At 73.7% G+C, this 20,196-nt stretch carries 21 protein-coding genes; 14 read left to right on the top strand and 7 right to left on the bottom strand.

The window, feature by feature from the left end; genetic code table 11:
* Window positions 1–9: 9 nt before the first annotated feature.
* Window positions 10–735: an ATP-binding protein gene (locus ACIBMZ_RS17445; protein ID WP_396694871.1), complete on the bottom strand. Its 726-nt coding sequence runs from the start codon at window positions 733–735 to the stop codon at window positions 10–12.
* A 137-nt stretch (window positions 736–872) separates the two neighbouring features.
* Entirely contained in the window at window positions 873–1,859 is a 987-nt protein-coding gene (locus ACIBMZ_RS17440) for a glucosyl-3-phosphoglycerate synthase (protein WP_396695358.1), read from the bottom strand.
* A gap of 347 nt (window positions 1,860–2,206) precedes the next feature.
* On the opposite strand from ACIBMZ_RS17440, the gene secA2 reads away from it, so the two are divergent.
* The 4 genes from secA2 to ACIBMZ_RS17420 all read left to right on the top strand — a co-directional run bounded on the left by secA2 (window position 2,207) and on the right by ACIBMZ_RS17420 (window position 6,871).
* A complete protein-coding gene (gene secA2 / locus ACIBMZ_RS17435) occupies window positions 2,207–4,501 on the top strand; it encodes an accessory Sec system translocase SecA2 (protein ID WP_396694869.1) in 2,295 nt (764 codons plus the stop codon).
* A 183-nt stretch (window positions 4,502–4,684) separates the two neighbouring features.
* Window positions 4,685–5,425: an ANTAR domain-containing protein gene (locus tag ACIBMZ_RS17430; RefSeq protein WP_396694867.1), complete on the top strand. Its 741-nt coding sequence runs from the start codon at window positions 4,685–4,687 to the stop codon at window positions 5,423–5,425.
* Between the two features lie 71 nt (window positions 5,426–5,496).
* Complete coding sequence (locus ACIBMZ_RS17425; protein WP_396694865.1) at window positions 5,497–6,000, top strand: DUF2231 domain-containing protein; 504 nt, start codon at window positions 5,497–5,499, stop codon at window positions 5,998–6,000.
* 103 nt (window positions 6,001–6,103) lie between these two features.
* Window positions 6,104–6,871 carry a class I SAM-dependent methyltransferase gene (locus tag ACIBMZ_RS17420; RefSeq protein ID WP_396694863.1) on the top strand — a complete coding sequence of 256 codons (768 nt, stop codon included), beginning with the start codon at window positions 6,104–6,106 and terminating at the stop codon, window positions 6,869–6,871.
* Between the two features lie 10 nt (window positions 6,872–6,881).
* Here the strand turns inward: ACIBMZ_RS17420 and ACIBMZ_RS17415 are convergent, their stop codons facing one another.
* Complete coding sequence (locus ACIBMZ_RS17415; RefSeq protein ID WP_396694861.1) at window positions 6,882–7,277, bottom strand: ankyrin repeat domain-containing protein; 396 nt, start codon at window positions 7,275–7,277, stop codon at window positions 6,882–6,884.
* 142 nt (window positions 7,278–7,419) lie between these two features.
* Here ACIBMZ_RS17415 and ACIBMZ_RS17410 point away from each other — a divergent pair, with 142 nt between their 5' ends.
* The 8 genes from ACIBMZ_RS17410 to ACIBMZ_RS17375 all read left to right on the top strand — a co-directional run bounded on the left by ACIBMZ_RS17410 (window position 7,420) and on the right by ACIBMZ_RS17375 (window position 13,034).
* Window positions 7,420–7,881, top strand: a complete 462-nt coding sequence (locus ACIBMZ_RS17410; RefSeq protein ID WP_396694859.1) for a cysteine dioxygenase — start codon at window positions 7,420–7,422, stop codon at window positions 7,879–7,881.
* 64 nt (window positions 7,882–7,945) lie between these two features.
* Complete coding sequence (locus ACIBMZ_RS17405) at window positions 7,946–8,443, top strand: rhodanese-like domain-containing protein (RefSeq protein WP_396694857.1); 498 nt, start codon at window positions 7,946–7,948, stop codon at window positions 8,441–8,443.
* Window positions 8,444–8,574: 131 nt separating this feature from the next.
* On the top strand, window positions 8,575–9,018 hold the full coding sequence (locus ACIBMZ_RS17400) for a winged helix-turn-helix domain-containing protein (protein ID WP_396695356.1): 444 nt from the start codon (window positions 8,575–8,577) through the stop codon (window positions 9,016–9,018).
* Between the two features lie 339 nt (window positions 9,019–9,357).
* Window positions 9,358–9,969 carry a winged helix-turn-helix domain-containing protein gene (locus tag ACIBMZ_RS17395; RefSeq protein ID WP_396694855.1) on the top strand — a complete coding sequence of 204 codons (612 nt, stop codon included), beginning with the start codon at window positions 9,358–9,360 and terminating at the stop codon, window positions 9,967–9,969.
* A 131-nt stretch (window positions 9,970–10,100) separates the two neighbouring features.
* A complete protein-coding gene (locus ACIBMZ_RS17390) occupies window positions 10,101–10,742 on the top strand; it encodes a uridine kinase (RefSeq protein ID WP_396694853.1) in 642 nt (213 codons plus the stop codon).
* 122 nt (window positions 10,743–10,864) lie between these two features.
* Window positions 10,865–11,263 (top strand): TraR/DksA C4-type zinc finger protein, encoded by a 399-nt coding sequence (locus ACIBMZ_RS17385; RefSeq protein WP_131057494.1) that lies wholly within the window; start codon window positions 10,865–10,867, stop codon window positions 11,261–11,263.
* A gap of 45 nt (window positions 11,264–11,308) precedes the next feature.
* Window positions 11,309–12,178, top strand: a complete 870-nt coding sequence (locus ACIBMZ_RS17380; RefSeq protein WP_396694850.1) for a DUF72 domain-containing protein — start codon at window positions 11,309–11,311, stop codon at window positions 12,176–12,178.
* Window positions 12,179–12,605: 427 nt separating this feature from the next.
* Window positions 12,606–13,034, top strand: a complete 429-nt coding sequence (locus ACIBMZ_RS17375) for a DUF2267 domain-containing protein (protein WP_396694848.1) — start codon at window positions 12,606–12,608, stop codon at window positions 13,032–13,034.
* Window positions 13,035–13,134: 100 nt separating this feature from the next.
* Here the strand turns inward: ACIBMZ_RS17375 and ACIBMZ_RS17370 are convergent, their stop codons facing one another.
* A complete protein-coding gene (locus tag ACIBMZ_RS17370) occupies window positions 13,135–13,902 on the bottom strand; it encodes a PIG-L deacetylase family protein (RefSeq protein WP_396694846.1) in 768 nt (255 codons plus the stop codon).
* A 154-nt stretch (window positions 13,903–14,056) separates the two neighbouring features.
* Between ACIBMZ_RS17370 and ACIBMZ_RS17365 the strand changes: the two genes are divergently transcribed.
* Window positions 14,057–14,362 carry a hypothetical protein gene (locus ACIBMZ_RS17365; RefSeq protein ID WP_176094334.1) on the top strand — a complete coding sequence of 102 codons (306 nt, stop codon included), beginning with the start codon at window positions 14,057–14,059 and terminating at the stop codon, window positions 14,360–14,362.
* A gap of 3 nt (window positions 14,363–14,365) precedes the next feature.
* Window positions 14,366–15,718 carry a cupin domain-containing protein gene (locus ACIBMZ_RS17360; RefSeq protein WP_396694843.1) on the top strand — a complete coding sequence of 451 codons (1,353 nt, stop codon included), beginning with the start codon at window positions 14,366–14,368 and terminating at the stop codon, window positions 15,716–15,718.
* Window positions 15,719–15,836: 118 nt separating this feature from the next.
* On the opposite strand, the gene ACIBMZ_RS17355 is transcribed toward ACIBMZ_RS17360, so the two are convergent.
* From ACIBMZ_RS17355 to ACIBMZ_RS17345, 3 genes are read right to left on the bottom strand one after another with little or no spacing between them, the layout of a single operon-like run.
* A complete protein-coding gene (locus tag ACIBMZ_RS17355; RefSeq protein ID WP_396694841.1) occupies window positions 15,837–16,499 on the bottom strand; it encodes a hypothetical protein in 663 nt (220 codons plus the stop codon).
* Entirely contained in the window at window positions 16,496–19,165 is a 2,670-nt protein-coding gene (locus ACIBMZ_RS17350; protein WP_396694839.1) for an FtsK/SpoIIIE domain-containing protein, read from the bottom strand. The genes ACIBMZ_RS17355 and ACIBMZ_RS17350 overlap by 4 nt, the downstream gene beginning before the upstream one ends.
* Window positions 19,158–20,192, bottom strand: coding sequence for a hypothetical protein (locus ACIBMZ_RS17345; protein ID WP_396694837.1), 1,035 nt, complete (start codon window positions 20,190–20,192; stop codon window positions 19,158–19,160). The genes ACIBMZ_RS17350 and ACIBMZ_RS17345 overlap by 8 nt, the downstream gene beginning before the upstream one ends.
* Window positions 20,193–20,196 lie beyond the last annotated feature (4 nt).

Here is a 20,196-nt window from a genome sequence, read left to right as displayed (position 1 = left end):
TAATTTCGGTCAATTAGCCGGCAGCGTGGCCCAAACGGCCTTTCCGTCGCCGGCCGGCGCGCTGCCCCAGCGCTCGGTCAGCTCGCGCACCAGCAGCAGGCCCCGGCCGCCCTCGTCGCGGTGCCCGGACCGGCCCGGCTGGGCCGGCGCGCTGCTCCCGTCGACCACCGCCAGGTGCAGCCACGGCCGCCGCAGCGTCACGGTCACCTGCATCGGCGTACCGGCGTGCCGGACCACGTTGCCGACCAGCTCGCTGAGCACCACCGAGGCCGGGCCGACCGCCTCCGGCAGGTTCCACCGCCCGCAGGCGTCGACGACCAGCTCCCGGGCCCGTCGGCAGGCCGCCGCCACCGGCTCCAGACGCACCCGCAGCCGGGGTACGGCCGACGCGCCGGCCACCCGGGTCGCCTCGTCACAGGAGCGCCGCATCGGCACCACCCGGCAGACCGTCGAGTCGGTCAGCGTGGTCGCCGTCGCGCCCGGCGCGCAGAGCACCATCGGCACCACCGGCCAACCGGCGGCCCGACGGGCGGCGGCGGCGAAGACCGACACCGCCAACGGGTCCTCCACCCGCAGCCCGGACAGATCCACCACCAGCGCGTCCGGCTGGTCGGACAGACAGCGGTCCAGCACCCCGTAGGCCATCCGCGTGGTGGTCAGGTCGAGAGTGCCGGCGAGCCGGACGACGGTGACCGCTGCTCCGTCGTCTACCTCACAGATGATCCGACTCGCCATCTCCGCCCTCGACTTGTCTCGCCCGCCGCAAGGCCTGCCAACTACCCGGCCGATGGCCCGACGAAACCGCGCCGGGCAGCGCCGACCCGTCCCCGTGTACCACCGGGGACGTGGGAGCGCTACCGCGGCGAGCGGCGCTACGAGGCGGCGACCACCCGCCGCCTCGGCACCCGGTGTCGAAGCTCCGCCAGCGGCGGACGCTCCTGGACCGACACGTCGCTGACCACGATCTCCCGGTCCAGGTTCGGCAGCGCGTCGGAGCCGCCCCGCCGGAACTGGGTGAGCAGCGCGGTGGGCAGCACGTCCGGGCTGGCCCAGCCCCGGCGCTGCAACCGCGACCAGGCGGTGAGCATGATCTGCGCGGACATCCGGCCCAGCGCGGCGGTGTCCTGGTGCCGGTGCTTGCGCTCGCCCAGGTCGACCTGCGCCAACGCGTCCAGCCCGACGAGTTCCAGCAGGTCGATCAGCATCGCGGTCTCCACGCCGTAGCCGGAGACGAAGGGCACCCGGGCCAGCACCTCACGACGCCCGGCGTACTCACCGGCCAGCGGCTGCACGAAACCGGCCAGCTCCGGCCAGAAGAGGTTGAGCATCGGACGGGCCATCAGCTCGGTCACCCGGCCGCCGCCGTCGGCCTCCACCCCGCTGGTGTTGATCAGAGGCCGGTGGTAGAAGCCCTTGACGAAGTCGACCGAGGGGTCGGTGAGCAGCGGGCCGATCAGCCCGGTGACGAAGTGCGGGCGGAACTCCCGCAGGTCGGCGTCGACGAACGCCACCACGTCACCCTCCGCCGCGGCCAGACCGGCCCAGAGCGCGTCGCCCTTGCCGGTCAGCCGGGGCAGCCCCTGGGTCATCGCGTCCTGGCCGACGACCTCGGCGCCAGCCGCCCGCGCCACCTCGGCGGTCCGGTCGGTGGACCGCGAGTCGACCACGATCAGCTCGTCGACCAGCGGCACCCGGTCCATCAGGTGCTCGCGGATGGTCGACACGATCGCCCCGACGGTGGCCTCCTCGTTGCGCGCCGGCAGCACCACGCTGACCCGGCTGTCGCCCTTGGCCCGCAGCAGCCGCCGCGTCGGCCAGTCGGCCGCCGAGGTCGTCCGATACGTGGCCCAGGCCTCCACCACGGGCGAGACCAGAGATTCAGTGTTCCGCACAGGCACCCCCTGATCGTCGCGGGAAGACCGGGAGTCGGATTTCCCAGCACCCCGCACGCTAATCGGATCCATCCCCCAGCTTGATCACCACCGTGCGCCGGCCACGTTCCCGCCGGATGAACGTTTGATTGCGGGCGCTCCGGGCACGTACCCGACGCGGAACCCGTTCGGGACCCGATGCCGCCCGAGTCCTCGCTGACCTGCGCAGTCATCGTCGCCGAAGGGTCGGGGGAGCGGGCTAGGGGGTCGGTTCGCGCGACGGCACGCCGGTCGGGCCGTCACAACCGGCCTCCGGTCGCGTACCGTTGCGGCTCATGGGTGTGTCGCAACGGTTGAAGACCAGGTTCCGCCGGTTCCTCCAGCGCCCGGGGACCACGGTCGATCTGGCCCCGCTGGAGAAGCTGCTGCCGGCCATCGAGGCCCGCGAGGAGAAGGTCTCGGCGTTCGACGACGCCGAACTCACCGAGGCCGCCGACGCCGCGTCGAGCTACGAGGAGATCTGTGCGCTCGGCCGCGAGGCCGCCCGCCGAGGTCTCGACCAACGGCCGTACGACGTCCAGCTCCTCGGCGCGATGTCGCTGCTCTCCGGCAAGGTCGCCGAGATGGCCACCGGTGAGGGCAAGACGCTGACCGCCGCGATCGCCGCGTACGGGCACGTCCGGCTCGGCAACGGCCCGGTGCACGTGCTCACCGTCAACGACTACCTGGCCCGTCGCGACGCCCAGTGGATGGAGCCGGTCTACACGCTGCTCGGGCTCACCGTCGGCTGGGTCAACGAGGCGTCCACCCCGATCGAGCGCCGGGCCGCGTACGCCTGCGACGTGACCTACGTCTCGGTCAGCGAGGCGGGCTTCGACTTCCTGCGCGACCAGCTCGTCACCGACATCGCCGACCGGGTCCAGCCGCCGCTGCGCACCGCCATCGTCGACGAGGCGGACTCGATCCTGATCGACGAGGCCCGGGTGCCGATGGTGCTCGCCGGTTCGGTGCCGGGCGAGCAGGACCCGGTGCACACCGCCGCCGGGCTGGTGCGCGGCCTGCGCAAGGGCAAGCACTACACCGTCGCCGAGGACGGCCGCAGCGCCGCCTTCACCTCCGCCGGCCTGGCCGCCGTCGAGGCGAAGCTCGGCATCGACCTGTACGACGAGGAGAACGTCGAGCAGCTCTCCGCGGTGAACGTGGCGCTGCACGCGCACGCCCTGCTGCACCGGGACGTGGACTACATCGTCCGGGACGGCACGGTCGAGTTGATCGACGAGATGCGCGGGCGGGTCGCCCAGCGGCGGCGCTGGCCCGACGGGCTCCAGGCCGCGGTCGAGGCCAAGGAGGGGTTGGACGCCACGGCCGAGGGCGAGGTGCTGGGCACCATCGCCGTGCAGGCGTACATCGGCCTCTACCCGAAGGTGTGCGGCATGACCGCGACCGCGGTGCTGGTCGGCGACCAGCTCCGGGAGTTCTTCGGCCTGGAGGTCGCGGTGATCCCGCCGAACACCCCGTGCGTGCGGGTGGACGAGCCGGACCGCATCTACGCCACCCGGGCCGAGAAGGAGGAGGCGCTGATCGACGAGATCCGGCGCTGCCACGCCGACGGGCGCCCGGTGCTGGTCGGCACGCTCGACGTCAAGGAGTCCGAGCAGCTCGCCGCCGGTCTGCACGCGGCCGGTGTGCCCTGCGTGGTGCTCAACGCCAAGAACGACGACGAGGAGGCGGCGATCATCGCCGAGGCCGGCGCCCACGGCACGGTGACCGTCTCCACCCAGATGGCGGGCCGGGGCGTCGACATCCGCCTCGGCGGCAGCGACCAGGCCGACCGGGACCAGGTCGCCGAGCTGGGTGGCCTCTACGTGATCGGCAGCGGCCGGCACGACAGCCGCCGGGTCGACGACCAGCTCCGTGGCCGGGCCGGGCGGCAGGGCGACCCGGGCGGGTCGGTCTTCTTCGTCAGCCTGGAGGACGACCTGGTGGTCCGGCACGCCGGCGACACCGTGCCGGCCTCGCCCCGGATGAACGCGGACGGCCTGGTCACCGACGCGCAGGTGGACTACGCCGTGGAGCACGCGCAGCGGGTCGCGGAGGGCGTCAACCACGAGATCCACCGCAACACCTGGCGCTACAGCGTGGTCATCGAGCAGCAGCGCAAGGCGCTCGCCGAGCGCCGGGAACGGCTGCTGACCAGCGACGTCGCGGCGCTGATGCTGTTGGACAAGATGCCCGACAAGGCCGGCGAGATGGACGAGGACCTGCTCGCCCGGGCCGCCCGGTCGATCGCGCTCTATCACCTGGACCGGCTCTGGGCCGCGCACCTGGCCGAGCTCTCCGAGGTACGCGAAGGTGTGCACCTGCGCGCCCTGGGTCGGCTCGACCCGCTGGACGAGTTCCATCGGGCCGCCGTGCCCGCCTTCACCAACCTGGTGCCCGAGATCGAGGCCCGCACGCTGGCCACCTTCGAGGAGACCGAGTTCGACGAGGACTGGGAGCCGGACGAGTCCGAGCTGTCGCGGCCCAGTGCCACCTGGACCTACCTGGTGCACGACAACCCGTTCGGCTCCGAGCTGGACCGACTGATCGCCTCGGTCGGCCGTCGTCTGTCCGGAGCCGGTTCCCGCTGACCCGGCCACGCCCCTCCCGGTGGTCGTCGTACCCTGGGAGGGGCCCCGGTTTGCGCCGTTTCGACCCATGTATCGCTGGGTAGTAGGGCGGGTCCGTGCTACCGGAGCCGCCGTCGGGTCGAGGCGCAGACCGAGGAGGATTCAGGTGACGACGCTGGCCGCGGGTACCGGGGCGGGCTGCCGGTGAACCTGGAGACCAGCCCTCCGCTGGCCGAGAGCCTCGGCGTGCTGGAGACGGCAGCCCTACTGCGGGAACTCACCGCCGGACTGATCGCGGTGGAGGACTTCGACGCCGCGCTCACCGCGCTGGTACGCATCACCCGCGACGCCCTGGCCGGGGTACGGTGGTGCGGCTTCACCGCGCTGCGTGCCGGCGAGCCCGCCGGGGTGGCCGCCTCCGACGCTTCGCTCGCCGGGCTGGACGACCTGAGCTTCGGTCCGGACACCCCGGCGATGGAGGCGATCCGCCGCCGGGAGATGGTCGGTGCCGAGAACCTCGACGCCGAGTCCCGGTGGGCGGACTGGACCCCCCGTGCCCGGGAACTCGGAGTGCACGGCGTGATCTCCGCACCGGTCGACATCGACGAGCAGGTGATCGGGGCGGTCAACCTGTACGCGGGGGAGTCCGATGTGCTCTCCACCGGCCACCAGTTGACCGCGATGCTGCTCGCCGAGCACGCCGGTCTGCTGCTGGCCGCCGTACGCGAGCGGGAACGGCGAGCCGCGCTGGTCGGTGAGCAGGACGCCACGCTGCTCGCCGAGGGTGTGATCGGTCACGCCGTGGGAGTGATCATGACGCAGCGCGGCTGCCCGGCCGAGGACGCCCTCGAGGTGCTGCGCAGCGCCGCCTCGTCGCTGTCCATCCCGTTGCGGGAGGTCGCTGAGCGGCTGGTCAGCACGGTCTCCCGCCCTCGCGACAACTGAGCGTCGTTTCGCCCGGCCGGCGTCCGGGTAGCACCCTGGACTGACGGCTGATCCGACCCAGGGGGGAATCGATGCAGAGCCGGCTGCGGGTGCAGGGGCACCCCATCCAACCGATGCTGGTGACGTTCCCGTACGGGCTCTTCGTCTGCGCGACGATCTTCGACCTCGCCGACGTGGCCGGTGGCCCGGTCTTCCTCGGCGAGGTCGGCTACTGGACGGCGGTGGCCGCGCTGGTGGCGGCGGCGTTGACCGCGATCGCCGGGATGGTCGACCTGTGGGACGTGCCGCCGGACCGGGTCCGCCGTACCGCGATCACCTTCAACCTGGTCAACGCCGGTATGGCCGGGCTGTTCCTGCTCTCCTGCCTGGTGCGGGCCGATGCGCCGAACCGGGGCGCGGCCCCCGCGCTGCTGGTGGTCGAGGTGGTCGCGCTGGCGATCGGTGGCGTCGGGGTGTACCTCGGCTCGCGGCTGATGCGCCACTTCGAGTCGGCCGGTGCCACGGCACCCGGCTTCGACGCCCTGCGCGGCGTGGACGCCCCCACCGTCGAGGTGGTCCGTCCCCGCCCGTACTGAGATGAAAGGAAGGGTCCCCTGCTATACGCCAGGCGATAGCAGGGGACCCTTCCTTTCACGCAATCCGGTTGCCGGGTCATCGCCGCGCGTGGACGCTGGCCCGATGCCGACAACCGCAGCGCGCTTCGAGGAACTGATCGCCGAGGGGACGGCCGCCCCGGTCGACGGGTGGGGCTTCGACTGGCTGACCGGTCGGGCCACCGAGGACCGTCCACCCTGGGGGTACGCCCGCCTGGTGGCGGCGCGGATGGCGACGGTCGACGCGGCGCTGGACATCGACACCGGCGGGGGAGAGGTGCTCGCCGAGGTGCCGCGCCCGCCCCGACGGCTGGTGGCGACCGAGGCGTGGCCGCCGAACGTGCCGGTGGCCCGGGAGAACCTGCGCCCGCTCGGCGCGACCGTGGTGGCGGTGTCCCCGGACGCGCCGCTGCCCTTCGCCGACGGCTGCTTCGACCTGGTGGTCAGTCGGCATCCGGTGCGGACCGACTGGCCGGAGGTGGCGCGGGTGCTGCGGCCGGGCGGCACGTTCCTGTCGCAGCAGATCGGGCCGGGCACGGTCCGCGAACTCAGCGAGGCCGTCCTGGGGCCGTTGCCACCACCGGCGTACCGGCATCCGGAACAGGCGGTCGCGCAGGCCCGTGCCGCCGGTCTGACCGTGGTGGATCTGCGCGAGGCGACGCTGCGGACGGTCTTCCACGACATCGGCGCGGTGGTCTGGTTCCTGCGCAAGGTGGTCTGGACCGTACCCGGCTTCACCGTGGCGGCGCACCGGCCGGCGCTGGCCCGACTGCACGCGCGTATCGAGGCCGAGGGGCCGTTCGTCGCGTACGCCCGGCGCTTCCTCGTCGAGGCGGCCCGTCCGGCGGGCTGACCCGTCGGTCTCAGGTCGTGGGGCGCAGCAGCGTGAGCATCTCCGGCAGGTCGAAGAACTGCGCCGTCTGGACGGCGGACGGGTTGCCTCCGTCCGGGTCCGCCCCGGCGTCGAGCAGCGCGCGGACCGCCGTGGCGTTCTTGCGGAAGACCGCCGCGGCCAGGGCGGTCTGACCCCGGTCGTTGGTACGCGAGTGGTCGGCGCCGCGGTCGATCAGGGCGGCGACGGTCTCCGGGTGGGCGTGGTACGCCGCCAGGATCAGCAGGCTGTCGCCCCGCTCGTTGGTCAGGTTGACCGGCAGCCCCGCGTCGACGTAACCGGCGAGTTCGGTGGTCGCGCCGTCGCGCGCCAGGTCGAACATCCGGTGCGCGAACTCCAGGGTCTCGGCGTCGAGTTCCTCGCTCACCGGTACAGGCTAGTGGTGGCGGTACGACGTCGCTCGGCGCGGTCGGTACTCGCTTCCCAGCATGTAGGATTACCTACTAAACCTATAGGGTTTGCCGTCTAGACTGGTCCGGTATCCGCACCGCTGACCGTTGCGAGGCCCCATGTCTGCCCTGCCCGTCACCGAGCCGGACCTGCTCGCCGTCGCCCGGCGGTGGGCCGCCGACACCGCGAACTGGCCCGTGCCGCTGCACTTCGACCCGACGACCCGGTGGTACGCCCGGCTCGACGCCGACGACCACCACGAGGTGTGGGCGCTGAGCTGGTTGCCCGGGCAGGGCACCGACCTGCACGACCACGGCGGCTCCTCCGGTGCCTTCCTGGTCGCCGCGGGCGTCCTCACCGAGGAGACGGTCAGCGGCGGGCGGCTGCGCCCGCACCTGCTCGCCGCCGGCTCCGGCCGCCGCTTCGGGCCACGGCACGTGCACGTGGTGACCAACCGGCACGCCGAACCCGCGGTCAGCGTCCACGTCTACCGCCCGGCGCTGCGCCGGATGACCCGTTACCGCCTCGCGCAGGGCCGGCTGCTCGTCGCCGAGGTGGCCGAGGCCGGCGTGGCATGGTGATCTCCCACGCCGCGTCGCCACCCGACCGAGCGCCCGGCCGCGTACCCCTTGGAAGGAACCGATGATGTCGCAGAACCGTTCCGTCGCCGCCCGCTGTCCGGCGTCGGTGCCGCCCCCGGGCTCCCGGGGCATCGACGAGATCCTGGCCGCCGCCCGCACCCGCCTCGACCGGCTCGACCCCGAGCAGGCCCACGTGGCGCACCGCACCGGTGCCCTGCTGGTCGACATCCGCCCGGCCGCCCAGCGCGCCGCGCACGGCACCGTGCCGGGCTCGCTGATCGTCGAGCGCAACGTGCTGGAGTGGCGTTTCGACCCCCGCTGCGCCGCCCGGCTGCCCCAGGCCGTCGGGTACGACGTGCCGGTGGTCGTCATCTGCCAGGAGGGTTACACCTCGTCGCTGGCCGCCGCCGCGCTGCAGGACATCGGCCTGCACCGGGCGACCGACGTGATCGGCGGGTTCGCCGCCTGGCGGATCGTCGGACTGCCCGTGCTCGGTCCCACCCCGCCCGCCAGACCGTCCATCCCCGCGTCCCCGGCGACCGCCGGCCGGGCGTCCCACTGAACACCCACGCCCACCCGGCGTGGCGGTAGTCCCAGGAGGCCACCATGTCCGTCGTCGCGATCAGCCCGCGCCAAGCCCCGCCCGGCCGTACGAACCGCGCCCGGCTGCTGCGGCAGCGCACCGGGCCGACCCTGACCATCACCGTCGACCTCGCCTCGGCCGCCGCGAGCCCCCGCCTGAACCGCCTGCTGGAGTTGCTGGGTGAACTCGCCGAGTCGGGCGAGGGGCGGGTGTCGGGCGACGGCGGCGTCGAGCGGCCCACCATCGTCGAGGACCCACGGACCGTGCAGATCCTCACCGGGCCGCGCCGGGTGCGTCTGGGCGACCGGGACGTCCCGCTGACCCGCATCGAGTACGACCTGCTGCTCTTCCTCGCCGAACGGCCGCGTCGGGTGTTCACCCGCCTCCAGTTGCTCAACTCGGTCTGGGGCTACGACCACGCGGTGGCCCGCACCGTCGACGTGCACGTCCGTCGGCTGCGGGCCAAGCTGGGCGTCGACACGCCGTTGCTGACCACCGTCCACGGAGTGGGGTACCGCCTCGCCGACGACGCCCGGGTGAGCGTCCAGCGGTGAGTCCGACCGATCGGTGCGGCGTGTCCTGTCACGGGATGCGCCGCACCGTTCTGTCCCGTACGCGTGACGCTGGCATGCTCCTCGCCCGTCGCGTGGACTGCGCGTCACACCATCGGGGGAACCCGAAACCCGACAGCGACCCCCGTATCAGGTCAAGTTTGCGACTCTGCTGTAATCAACTGGCCTCGTACGCAGAGCGAGCGGTCGGCTCCGATGTGTCGGTCAATTGTCACATTCATGCAACGCGGTCGCCCCTTGACCCTCGCACGGGCGCCGGGAAGCATCGATAAGGCGGCGTCCCGGGGCCGTGGGGAAAACCCGGACCAGCCAAGGAGGACCATGTCGGTCAGCCCCGCATCGTCGCGCGCCGGATGGCATACGTCCCAACCCGCGGTTCCCGGTCGCCCACCCGGCGGTCAGCGACGTCCGGCCAACTCCACCACACCCGTCCTCACCGTCACCCTGTCGATCCCGCTGGTCTGCGAGGAGTCCTTGACACCGGCCGCCCGGCGGCTGCTCGACGCGGCCCGGGAACTGCTGGAACGCGGCGAGGGCACGATCGTGGCCAGCCCGCCGGTGGTGCCGGAGCGGCGTACCGAGAGTCTCCCCACCGGACGCGCCCCCGCGCGGCAGATCACCCCGACCATCCCGAACCTGCACATCCTCGCCTCGTCCCGCTCGGTGCTGCGCGACGGCGAGCCGCTGCCGTTGACCCGGCTCGAATTCGACCTGTTGCTGCACCTGGTCGCGCACCCCCGCCGGGTGTTCACCCGGCTCCAACTGCTCAACGCGGTCTGGGGCTACGAACACGCGGGGGTCCGCACGGTGGACGTGCACGTCCGCCGCCTACGCGGCAAGGTCGGCGTCGACGTACCCCTGGTCACTACCGTCTACGGCGTCGGCTACCGGCTCGCCGACGACGCCCGCGTCACCCTCGACCGCACCGCCTGACCCGTCCGGACCGCGGTCCCTGCCCGGACCTCGACTGCCCTTCCGCCGAGACCCCGACGCGCCCATCGTGCCCCGACCCGGCTCGGCCGGGTCGTGCCGAGCACCCGGTGGCGACCGGGCACGATGGTCGGATGCGTGTACGTCCGGTCTCACCCGACCTGCTCGTCGCCGAACTGGCCGAGCGGTTCGCCTCCGCCTCGCCGATTCGACGGCTGCGGGTGGCCGTGGACGGCGCCCCCGCCGCTCGCCCCGACGAACTGGCCACCGCCCTCATCGACCCGCTGCGCGCCCTCGGCCGCCCGGTGCTGCACATCCGGGCCGAGGACTTCCTCCGCCCCGCCTCGGTACGCCTGGAGCGCGGACGGACCAATCCGGACGCCTACTACGAGGGCTGGGTCGACGAGGCCGGACTGCGCCGCGAGGTGCTCGACCCGGCCGGGCCGGACGGCACCGGGCGGCTGCTACCCGCACTCTGGGACGCCGGGACCGACCGGGCCAGCCGCGCCGACTACGTCACCCTGCCGCCCGGCGGTGTGGTGCTGGTCAGCGGCACGTTCCTGGTCGGCGGCGGACTACCCTTCGACGTCGTCGTCCACCTGGAACTGTCACCCGGCGCGCTGCGCCGCCGGACCGACCCCGACCTGGCCTGGACGCTGCCCGCGTTCGCCCGGTACGCCGAGGAGGTCACCCCCGCCGCCTTCGCCGACCTGGTGGTACGCGCTGACGACCCGCGCCGGCCCGCGATCGTGGAATCCGACGGCGACTCGGTTTGACCTGCGGAAGCGATGGGTACTCGCGGGGCTCACGGCGCCCGGGAGTCCTCGCCTGGGCGGTATGACCGGATGGGGACCGTCCCGTCCGCGATGATGACGAGGCTCAGGAAAGGCAGGCAGCGATGCTCGTCCACGACACGGTCGGCACGGGCCGATCCCAGGCGGAGATCGACCAGATCCGACTCTCCCTGCAGGCCCGCCACGACGAGCTGTCCGCGGAGTACGAGCAGGCGGTGCAGCAGAGCCACGTGCTGCGGCTGGTCGAGGTGGGCGACACCGCCGGTGACGACCAGGCCGACAGTGGCACCAAGACCGCCGAGCGGGACACCGCGCAGTCACTGCTGCGGACCATCCTCGACCGGCGCGCCCAGTTCGAGCACGCGCTGACGCGCCTCGCCGAGGGCACGTACGGCTTCTGCGAGGGCTGCACCTCGCCGATCCCGGTGGAGCGACTGGAGATCTTCCCGTCGGCGACCACCTGTGTGACCTGCAAGCAGACCCGCGAGCGTCGGGCTGCCTGAGCCGTCGGCGACCGGTCGGTCCGGGACGCGGCGGGGACCCCACCCATGGGCGAGATCAAGGTGGGTACCGCCTCCTGGACCGACCGGACCCTGTTGGACTCCGGTTGGTATCCGCAGACCGCCGACACGCCGGAGAGACGGCTGGCCTACTACGCCCGGCAGTTCCCGCTGGTCGAGGTCGACGCCACGTACTATTCGCCACCGGCCGAGCGGACCGCCCGGCTGTGGGCCGACCGCACGCCGGACGGCTTCACCTTCAACGTGAAGGCGTTCAGCATGCTCACCGGCCATCCCACCCGGCCCAGCGCGCTCTACAAGGACCTGCGGCCGGACACCGACAAACGCCACCTCTATCCGGACGACCTGCCCCGGCAGGCGTACGAGGAGGTGTGGACCCGATTCCTCAGCGCCCTCGACCCGCTGGTGCGCGCGGACAAGCTCGGTGCGCTGCTGTTCCAGTTCCCACCCTGGTTCACCATCCGGCGGGACAACAAGGAGTACCTGCGGGAGGTCGACCGGCGCTGCGCGCCGCTGCGGCCGGTCTTCGAGTTCCGGCACGCCTCCTGGTTCGACGGCGACAACGCCGAGGAGACCCTGGACTTCCTGCGGAAGCACGACCTGGCCTACGTCGCCGTGGACATGCCCCAGGGGCACCGCTCGTCGGTCCCGCCGGTGCTCGCGGCCACCGCCGACCTGGCCGTGGTCCGCTTCCACGGGCACAGCGACAAGTGGACCAGCAGGGACATCCACGAGAAGTTCGGCTACCGCTACTCCGACCGCGAACTGCGCGACTGGGCTCCTCGCCTACGCGACCTCGCCGCCGACACCCGACAGACCCACGTCCTGCTCAACAACTGCTTCCGGGACTACGCCCAGACCAACGCCCAACACCTCCAGTCCCTCCTCACCCCCTGACCCGCCGCCCCGCCCTCCCACCCCACCCCCACCCCGCCCCCGCCCTGTTGATCAAGAAGTTTGGGACCTGCCGAGTGCGAAAGCAGCGCCAAAACTTCTTGATCAACTCAGCGAGGGGGGCCGGGGGGCGGGGGCAGGGGGCCGGGGGTGGGGGTCATCCGGTGGGGGTGAGGGTGGGTCACCCGGGGGGTGGGGAGGGTGGGGGGGTAGGTACCGAAGGTGGTGAACGGGGGGTGGTGGGCGATGACGGCTGGGGTGGTAGGGCAGCGACGACAGGGCGTGGTGCTGCGGGTCGTCGGCGCGTCCGGCCGGACCCGGCGGGCGCCACGAGCCGGGAGCAGCCCGGTACGACCCCGGGGCGGCCCGGTGGGGCCGCCGCGACGGCACGACGACCGACGGTGGGAGACCGATCTACGGGGGTGGACTGATGTCTGAGCGGTTCGAGTCGGCGGTCGAGTCCTCGATGGACAAGACCATCCTGATCCTCAAGGACATCGAGCGGGCGTACGGGTGGCCCAAGGAGCAGCGCAACCAGTCGTACGCGGCGCTGCGCACCGTGCTGCACCTGCTGCGGGACCGGATGCCGGTCCAGGAGAGCGTGGAGTTCTCCGCCCAGTTGCCGATGGTGGTTCGCGGCATCTACTTCGAGGGCTGGCAGCCGTCCGACGTGCCGATCAAACTGAACCGGGACGACTTCCTCTACGAGGTCCGCCAGGGCTTCCCGTACGACGTGCAGGGCGGCCCGGAGCGGGTGGTCCAGGTGGTGCTGGACACCCTGCGTCGGCACGTCACCCAGGGCGAGTGGGACGAGGTGAAGGACACCATGCCCGACGACCTCGCCCGGATCATGCCCTGACCCGTGCACCGGCGACACCGGCCCGCCCCACCACGCGTGGAGCGGGCCGGTCGGCCACCAGAGGTCGGGCCGGTCGGCTACCAGAGGTCGGGCCGGTCGGCTACCAGAGGTCGAAGTGGAACACCTCGAACGAGGTGCCGTAGCGTACGCCCAACCGGCTCCCCACCGGCCGCGCCCCGCCCTCCAGGAACTCCTCGGCGTCGAAGCTGCCGTCACCCAGCCCGGTCAGGTACGCCTCGTGCGCCTGGAGCGACGCCACCCCCTGGGCGAACGTCTCGGTGGTGTCCACCCCGTGCTCGGAGCGCGGCGACGAGGCCGCCCACACCTGACGGACGCCACCCCACGGCTCGACCTCGTCGGTGAGCTGCTCCGGGAAGATCCACCGGTTGCCGGCGTCGCGGACCGCGTCCAGCGTGGCCCGACCCACCGCGATGTGATCGGCCTGGTTGAGGGTGACCGCGCCGTCCCAGGTCTCCCGGAAGTTGTTCGTGATGACGATCTCCGGGCGGTGCCGGCGCACCACGGCCGCCAGCTCCCGGCGCAGCGGTACGCCGTACTCCAGGATCCCGTCGGGCAGGCCGAGGAACTCGACGACGTCCACGCCGACCAGCTCCGCCGAGGCGCGCTGCTCCTGCTCGCGTACCGTGCGGGCCTGCTCCGGTGCCATCCCGTCGATGCCCGCCTCGCCGCTGGTCACCAGGCAGTACACCACCTGCTTGCCCTGGCCGGTCCAGCGGGCGATCGCGGCGGCGGCGCCGAACTCCAGGTCGTCCGGGTGCGCCACGATCGCCAGCGCCCGCTGCCAGTCCTCGGTCACCGGGCTCAACGGCGTGTCCATCGGCACCTCCATCCGGTCGGGTCCGTCCATCCTGCCACCCGCCGCACCCAGGAACGGCACGTGTGGACCGGTTCCGGCGTCTACGGTGGGGTGCAGTGTGGTTAGAGAAGATCGGGCGCGGGGTAACACCCGCCGCACGACGCACCCGACCAACGGCGGGGGCGGGTTGATCCGAGGGAGCACGATGCCACTCAACGACGATGACATGCAGACCACCAGCGGCGGCGGGCTCGAAGGTCCGGCCGACGGCGGAGCGACCCCGGGCCAGCACGACGGTGGCGCGGACGGCAGCGCCGAGGGACCGGCCGACGGTGGGGCCACTCCGGGCCAGCACGACGGTGGCGCGGACGGCAGCGCCGAGGGTCCCGCCGACGGTGGGGCCACTCCGGGCCAGCACGACGGTGGCGCGGACGGCAGCGCCGAGGGTCCCGCCGACGGCGGAGCGACTCCGGGCCAGCACGACGGCGGCGCCGACGGCGCCGCGCGATAGGCGATGACGCGACTCGACCCGCCGGGCGGCCACGGCCGCCCGGCGGTCCCGTCCGTACCCCCGGACGCGGCACCCCGCGACACTGCGGCCCCGCACGGCGTCGCCGAGGCGGCGGCCCCCGGCAGCGGATCGGCGTCGACCGCCGAGGCGGCGTTGGCCCGCTGCGTCAGCGTGGAGCCGGCCAAGTTCGCCGCCGCGCACTGGGGCCAGACCCCGCTGCTGTCCCGCGCCGCCGAGCTGCCCAACCCGGCGGGCTTCACCGACCTGCTCAGCCCCGCCGACGCCGACGAGCTGCTCAGTCGACGCGGCCTGCGTACCCCCTTCCTGCGGGTCGCCAAGGACGGCCAGGTGCTGCCGGCGGCGCGCTACACCGGCGGCGGCGGTGCCGGCGCCGAGATCGGCGACCAGGTCCTCGACGAGAAGGTCATGCGGTTGTACGCCGACGGGGCCACCCTCGTCCTCCAGGGCCTGCACCGCACCTGGCCGGCGCTGATCGACTTCACCCGTGACCTCAGCCTGGCCGTCGGCCAGCCGATGCAGGTCAACGCCTACCTGACGCCGGCCGGCAACCAGGGGTTCGCCACCCACTACGACACCCACGACGTGTTCGTGCTCCAGGTCGACGGCCGCAAGCACTGGCGCATCCATCCGCCGGTGCTGCCCGACCCGTTGGAACGCCAGCAGTGGGGCGGCCGGGCCGACGAGGTCACCGCCACCGCGCAGGGCGAGCCCGCGCTGGACGTGGTGCTCGAACCGGGTGACGCGCTCTATCTGCCCCGGGGCTGGCTGCACAGCGCCCAGGCCCAGGACTCCAGCTCCCTGCACCTGACCGTCGGCATCCGCGCGCTGACCCGGTACGCCATGGTCGAGGAGTTGCTCGCGCTGGCCGCCGAGGACCGACGGCTGCGGGCCACCCTGCCGCTCGGCACCGACCTGGCCGACCCGGACGCCATCGAGCCGGAGCTGACCGAGACCGTGGAGGCGCTGCGCGACTGGCTGCTGCGGGCCGACCCGGCCGAGGTCGCGGCCCGGCTGCGGCAGCGTGCCTGGCCGGCGTCGCGTCCGGCCCCGTTACGGCCGCTGGCGCAGGCCGCCGCGATCGCCGCGCTGGACGCCGACAGTCGGGTCACCGTCCGTCCCGGACTGCGGCGCCAGCTCGACGAGCAGGGCGAACAGGTGGTGCTGCGGCTGTTCGACCGCACCGTCACGCTGCCCGCGCAGTGCGCGGCGGCGCTGCGGGTCCTGCTCGCCGGTTCGGTCGTCCGGGTCGGTGACCTGCCCGGCCTCGACGACGACGCCGACCGCCTCACCCTCACCCGCCGCCTGCTGCGCGAGGCCGTACTCGTCCCCGCCTGATCGCACCGGCCCGGCACCGCACGCTGCCGGCCCCGGTCGACGCCGTGGCCACCGAGCCGGTCACGGCGCGGCGGGGCCACCGGGCCCGGTCACGGCGCGGCGGGGGCCACCGACCGAGTCAGGTCACGATCAGCAGGAGCAGCGTGGTGACCAGGCCGGCGACCACCACCACGATCACCGGGCGCGGGCTGAGCACCGCGTGCCGCCGGTCGGCCACCACCCGGGCCGGCACCAGCCCGATCACCGGGCCGAGCAGCGTCACCACCAGCGCCAGCACCGGCAGGCCCACGCCCAGCTCACCGTCGGCACGGCCACCCAGGGCCCGGGCGGCTGCGCCCAGCGCGTACGCGAGCACCGCGCCGCCCACCCCGCAGAGCGCCAGCAGGGGGTTCACGCTGCTCGGCAACTCGCCCGGCTGGCGGGTGCGGCGCAGCAGGTCCCGCGCCGCGTCCAGCAGCGGCATCGGATCGCCGGTGGCGTCCAGGGCCGGTGCCGGTGGGGTGCCCGCCCGCCGCCCGCCACCGCCGAGCCGGCTGTTCAGCTCCTGCCACAGCGCCGCCGACTCGGCGTCCACCAACTCCTGCGACTCGCGGGCCGCGGCCAGTTCCCGTTCGGCCCGGTTGACCTCGTCGGCCGACTCGGCCACCGCCCGGTCCGCCGCCGCGCACTGCTGGTCGTACCAGGCGTTCGCCTCGGCCCGCTGTTCCTGCACGCGGGCGGTCAGTTCGGCGAGCCGCCGGAGCTGGGCCGCATAGGTCTCACTGGTCACCGGTTCGTTCATCGGGCCGGTCCGTAGGGGATGATGGTCTGCCCGGTGCGGTGCACCGCCCGGTCGAAGAAGAGTCCCCGCCACGGTCGGGGATACCAGTCCGGCCCGCCGCTGCCCGGGTACAACGGCCCGCTGAGGTCCCCGCCGTGGGTGTCCAGAGCGACCCAGGCGCCGATCTGGTCGGTGCGGGCGCCGGTGCCGCCCAGGTCGGCCTTCATCCGCGCCACCCCCCGCCACCAGGCCAGCACGTGGGTACGCCGCTCCGGGCCGTCGTGCAGGATCCGGCGCAGGTGCTCCAGACCGGTGGACCTGCCGGCCCGCGCCGCGAGCGCGCCCGACGCCGCGTCGACGGCGAACAGCAGCAGGTAGTGCGGGACGCTGCCGGTGCCCGGTCCACCGATGCCCTCGGCGGTCTCGGCCATCAGCTCGGCCACCGTCTCCTCGTCGTACCAGGCGGCGTCGTCGGCGAGGTCCTCGTAGAGCGCCCGGGCCGCCGGGTCGGCGTCCGGGTCGAGGCAGGCGATGGAGAACCGGGCGGTGCCGGGCCGGTGCTGCCGGGCCAGCGACCGGGCCGCCGCGTCCAGCACCGCACACGCCTCGTCGATCCGGGTACCCAGCACCGCCAGGTTGCGTCCGGGGGCGCGGGGCAGCCGCAGCGCCGCCGACCGGGCCTGCACGTCGATGATCTCGCCGAGCAGCGCGACCGGGCCGCGTGGCGTACCGACCTCCGGCGGGGTCAGTGCCCGGAAGTCCGGCGCCTCGGCCAACCGGGGGATCGCGTCGCCGTCGAAGAGGCGGGCCGGCGCCGCCTCGGCCGGGCGCATCCGCCACAGCCGGTGCTGCAACTCGCTCCAGGTCTCCCACTCGCTGGCCGACGGGATCCGGGCCACCTCGTTGCCCTCCGGCAGCCCCGACTCGGCGTTGACCACCGCGTGGAACTTCGGCAGCGACTGTGCGGCGTCGTTGCGTTCGGCGAGGATGCGCAGCGCCTTGGGCAGCGCGATGCGCAGGGTGAACTGGGCGACCAGCGCCGGACGACCCCACAGCGCCTCGATGCCGCGTACGTCCTGCGACGCCAGCACCAGGTGGATGCCCTGCGAGCGGCCCCGGCGCGCCAGGTCCTCCAGCAGGTCGGCCGCCTCCCGGGCCACCGCGTCCCGGCCCGCCAGCAGCATCTGGAACTCGTCGACCACCGCGACGATCCGCGGCCAGTGCCCGGTCGGGTCCACCGCGCGCAACTCGGCCAGCTTGGTGACCTCGTGCTTCTTCGCCGCGTCGGCGCGACGGCGCAACTCCTCGGCGAGGAAGCGCAGCAACGCCAGGCCGAACTCCCGGTCGGTGTTGACGTTGATGCCGACCAGCCGCATGTGCGGCAGCCAGCTCGGGTCCCGCCGCCCCTTGGCGAACCGGGCGAAGGACACCCCCTCCTTGAAGTCCAGGAGGTAGAACTCCAGCTCGGCAGGGGAGTAGCGGGCGGCGAGCGCGCCGATCCAGGCGAAGATCAGATTGGTCTTGCCGGTGCCGGACGGGCCACCGATCAACGCGTGCGGCGGATAGTCGCCGAGGGTCAGCAGCACCGGCCGACCCTGTGGGCCCTCGCCGATCGGGGCGGTCAACCCGGTCGCCGAGTCCTCCTGCCACATCTGCTCCGGTGACGGCAGCAGGTCGGTGAAGGGGGTGGGGGCCGGACCGGCGCTGACCACCGAGGCGATCTGCCGGCAGGTCTCGGTGACCAGGGTGGCCGGTGGCTGCGGGTCGAGGCGTACCGGCAGGGTGCCGACCCGGGCGCCGTCGGCGGTGACCGCGATCCGGGTCAGCGCCGCGTCGTCGGGCAGCGGCACGCCGCGCACGATCAGATGGACGCCGCACGCCACCCCGGCGCGGACCACCCGGTCGAGCTGGCCGCGTTCGTGCCGGGACAACTCGTCGCCGCCGAGCAGCACCGCCACCCGCCACGGCTCCGGCCGGCGGCCGGTCGCGGCGGCCAGCTCGCGCAGCGAGGCGTGCTCACCGGCGAGCACCGTCTCGTTGATCCGGCGGATCTGCTCCACCAGATCGTCCAGCAGGCGGCCCAGGCCACCCGGGCCGACGAAGGTGAGCAGCCCGGCGGTGCCCAGCGGGGCGAACCCGGCGAGCCCGCCGCCGAGCTGGTCCGGGTCGTAGCCGACCACCCGGACGTTGCCGGGCGCGGCCCGACCGAGGCTGCGCAGCAGCAGGGCCGACACCACGGCGGCACAGCCGTCCGGGTCGCCGTCGAGTGCCACGTGCCCACCGTCGAGCAGCGACACCAGCGCCGGCACCGGTTCGGCGTCGGGCAGCCGGATGGTGCCCACCCGGGTGGCGCCCGGTGGCTCGCCACGGGTCGCCGGGGTGGGTTGCCAACCCGGCCAGTCCGCCGACCCGGCGCCCGGTGCCTCCCGGGTCGCCGCCTCGGCGGCCCGTCGGGCCAGGGTGGCCAGCCGCGAGGCGTGCCGGGCGTCGATCTCGGCGAGCCGCTTGTCCCGTTCGGCACCCACCCGCTCCGGTACGCCGGCCGCCGCGCGACGGATCCGCACCGCGCGGTCCCGGGCGGTGGCCAGCGTCGTCTGGGCCGTGGCGGACCGGGTGCGGGACGCGCCGAGGGCCTCGGCGAGCAGTTCCCGGACCCGGGCGACCAGCTGGCTGCGCCGGTCAGCCATCTACACCGCGTCCCGGTCGACCCGGAGGGGGCCCGCCGAACGGCCGTGCGCCGGGTGTGTCCGCGCCCGAACCGCCGTGCGCGCTCGTGCGGGGCGCGCTCGTGCGGGTTGTGCTGCCGGTGTGAGGAGGGGACCCCTTTACTACCTCAGGCGTTAGCAGGGGGCCCTTCCTTTCACCATCGTCGGCGGGCAGGTCGCGCCCGAGGCGGTCGAGCAGGACGCCGGTGAGCACCCCGGCGGTGACCGCCGGGTCGGCGGCGTGCGGCTGCTCGTCCTCGCCCCGACGCGGCGGAGGCATCCGGCAGACCCGGGTCAGCAGCGTGTCCAGCACCGGGGTGGGCAGGCCGGGGAGCAGGTCCCGGACCCGGCCGTCCAGCTCGCGGCGCAGCCGGGACAGATCGTCGCTGCGCGGCGGATGGCCGAGCAGTTCGGCGGCGAGGTCACGCAGCAGCGGCGGAGCCACCGCGGCCAACCCCAGTCCGACGTCGGCGTGCGCGCCGCGCAGGTCGCGGTGCAGCCCGTCGCGGTCACCGGACCGGACTCCGCGGACCACCCGGCGCAGCAGCTCCTGGGAGTCGGAGATGCGTTCGTCGGGACCCTCGGCCGGGCCCTCCCGCCCGCCGGTCAGCTCCGCCACCCGCACCGACCACCAGCGGCGCAGCCGGACCTCACCGGGCGCCTCCGGCGCGTCGGCCACCGGCTCGGCGCTCCGGGGGGCGTCGTGCGCCGGGCGCCGCTCCTGGTCACCGACCGGCGGCGGCGCGGCCCCGTCGGGAGCCAGCCCGATCGCGGCCAGGTACGCGGTGAGCTGCTCCTGGGCGACGCGCAGCGCGTACCCGGCGGTCTCGGCGTGCTCGGTGGCGGCGGACAACTCCGGTACGCCCATCGGGTTGGCCGACTCCTGGCGTACCCAGCGCAGCCGCTCGGAGGCCAGCCCGAACTTCTCCAGCGCCTGCCCCAGCAGGCCGAGCGGAAGATCCTCGGCGGCGGCCCGGACCTGCGCGCCGACGTCCTCGACGATGGACACGCCC

Source organism: Micromonospora sp. NPDC049900 (assembly GCF_044461025.1).
Lineage (GTDB): Bacteria > Actinomycetota > Actinomycetes > Mycobacteriales > Micromonosporaceae > Micromonospora.
This window is presented reverse-complemented; position numbering and strand designations above follow the sequence as displayed.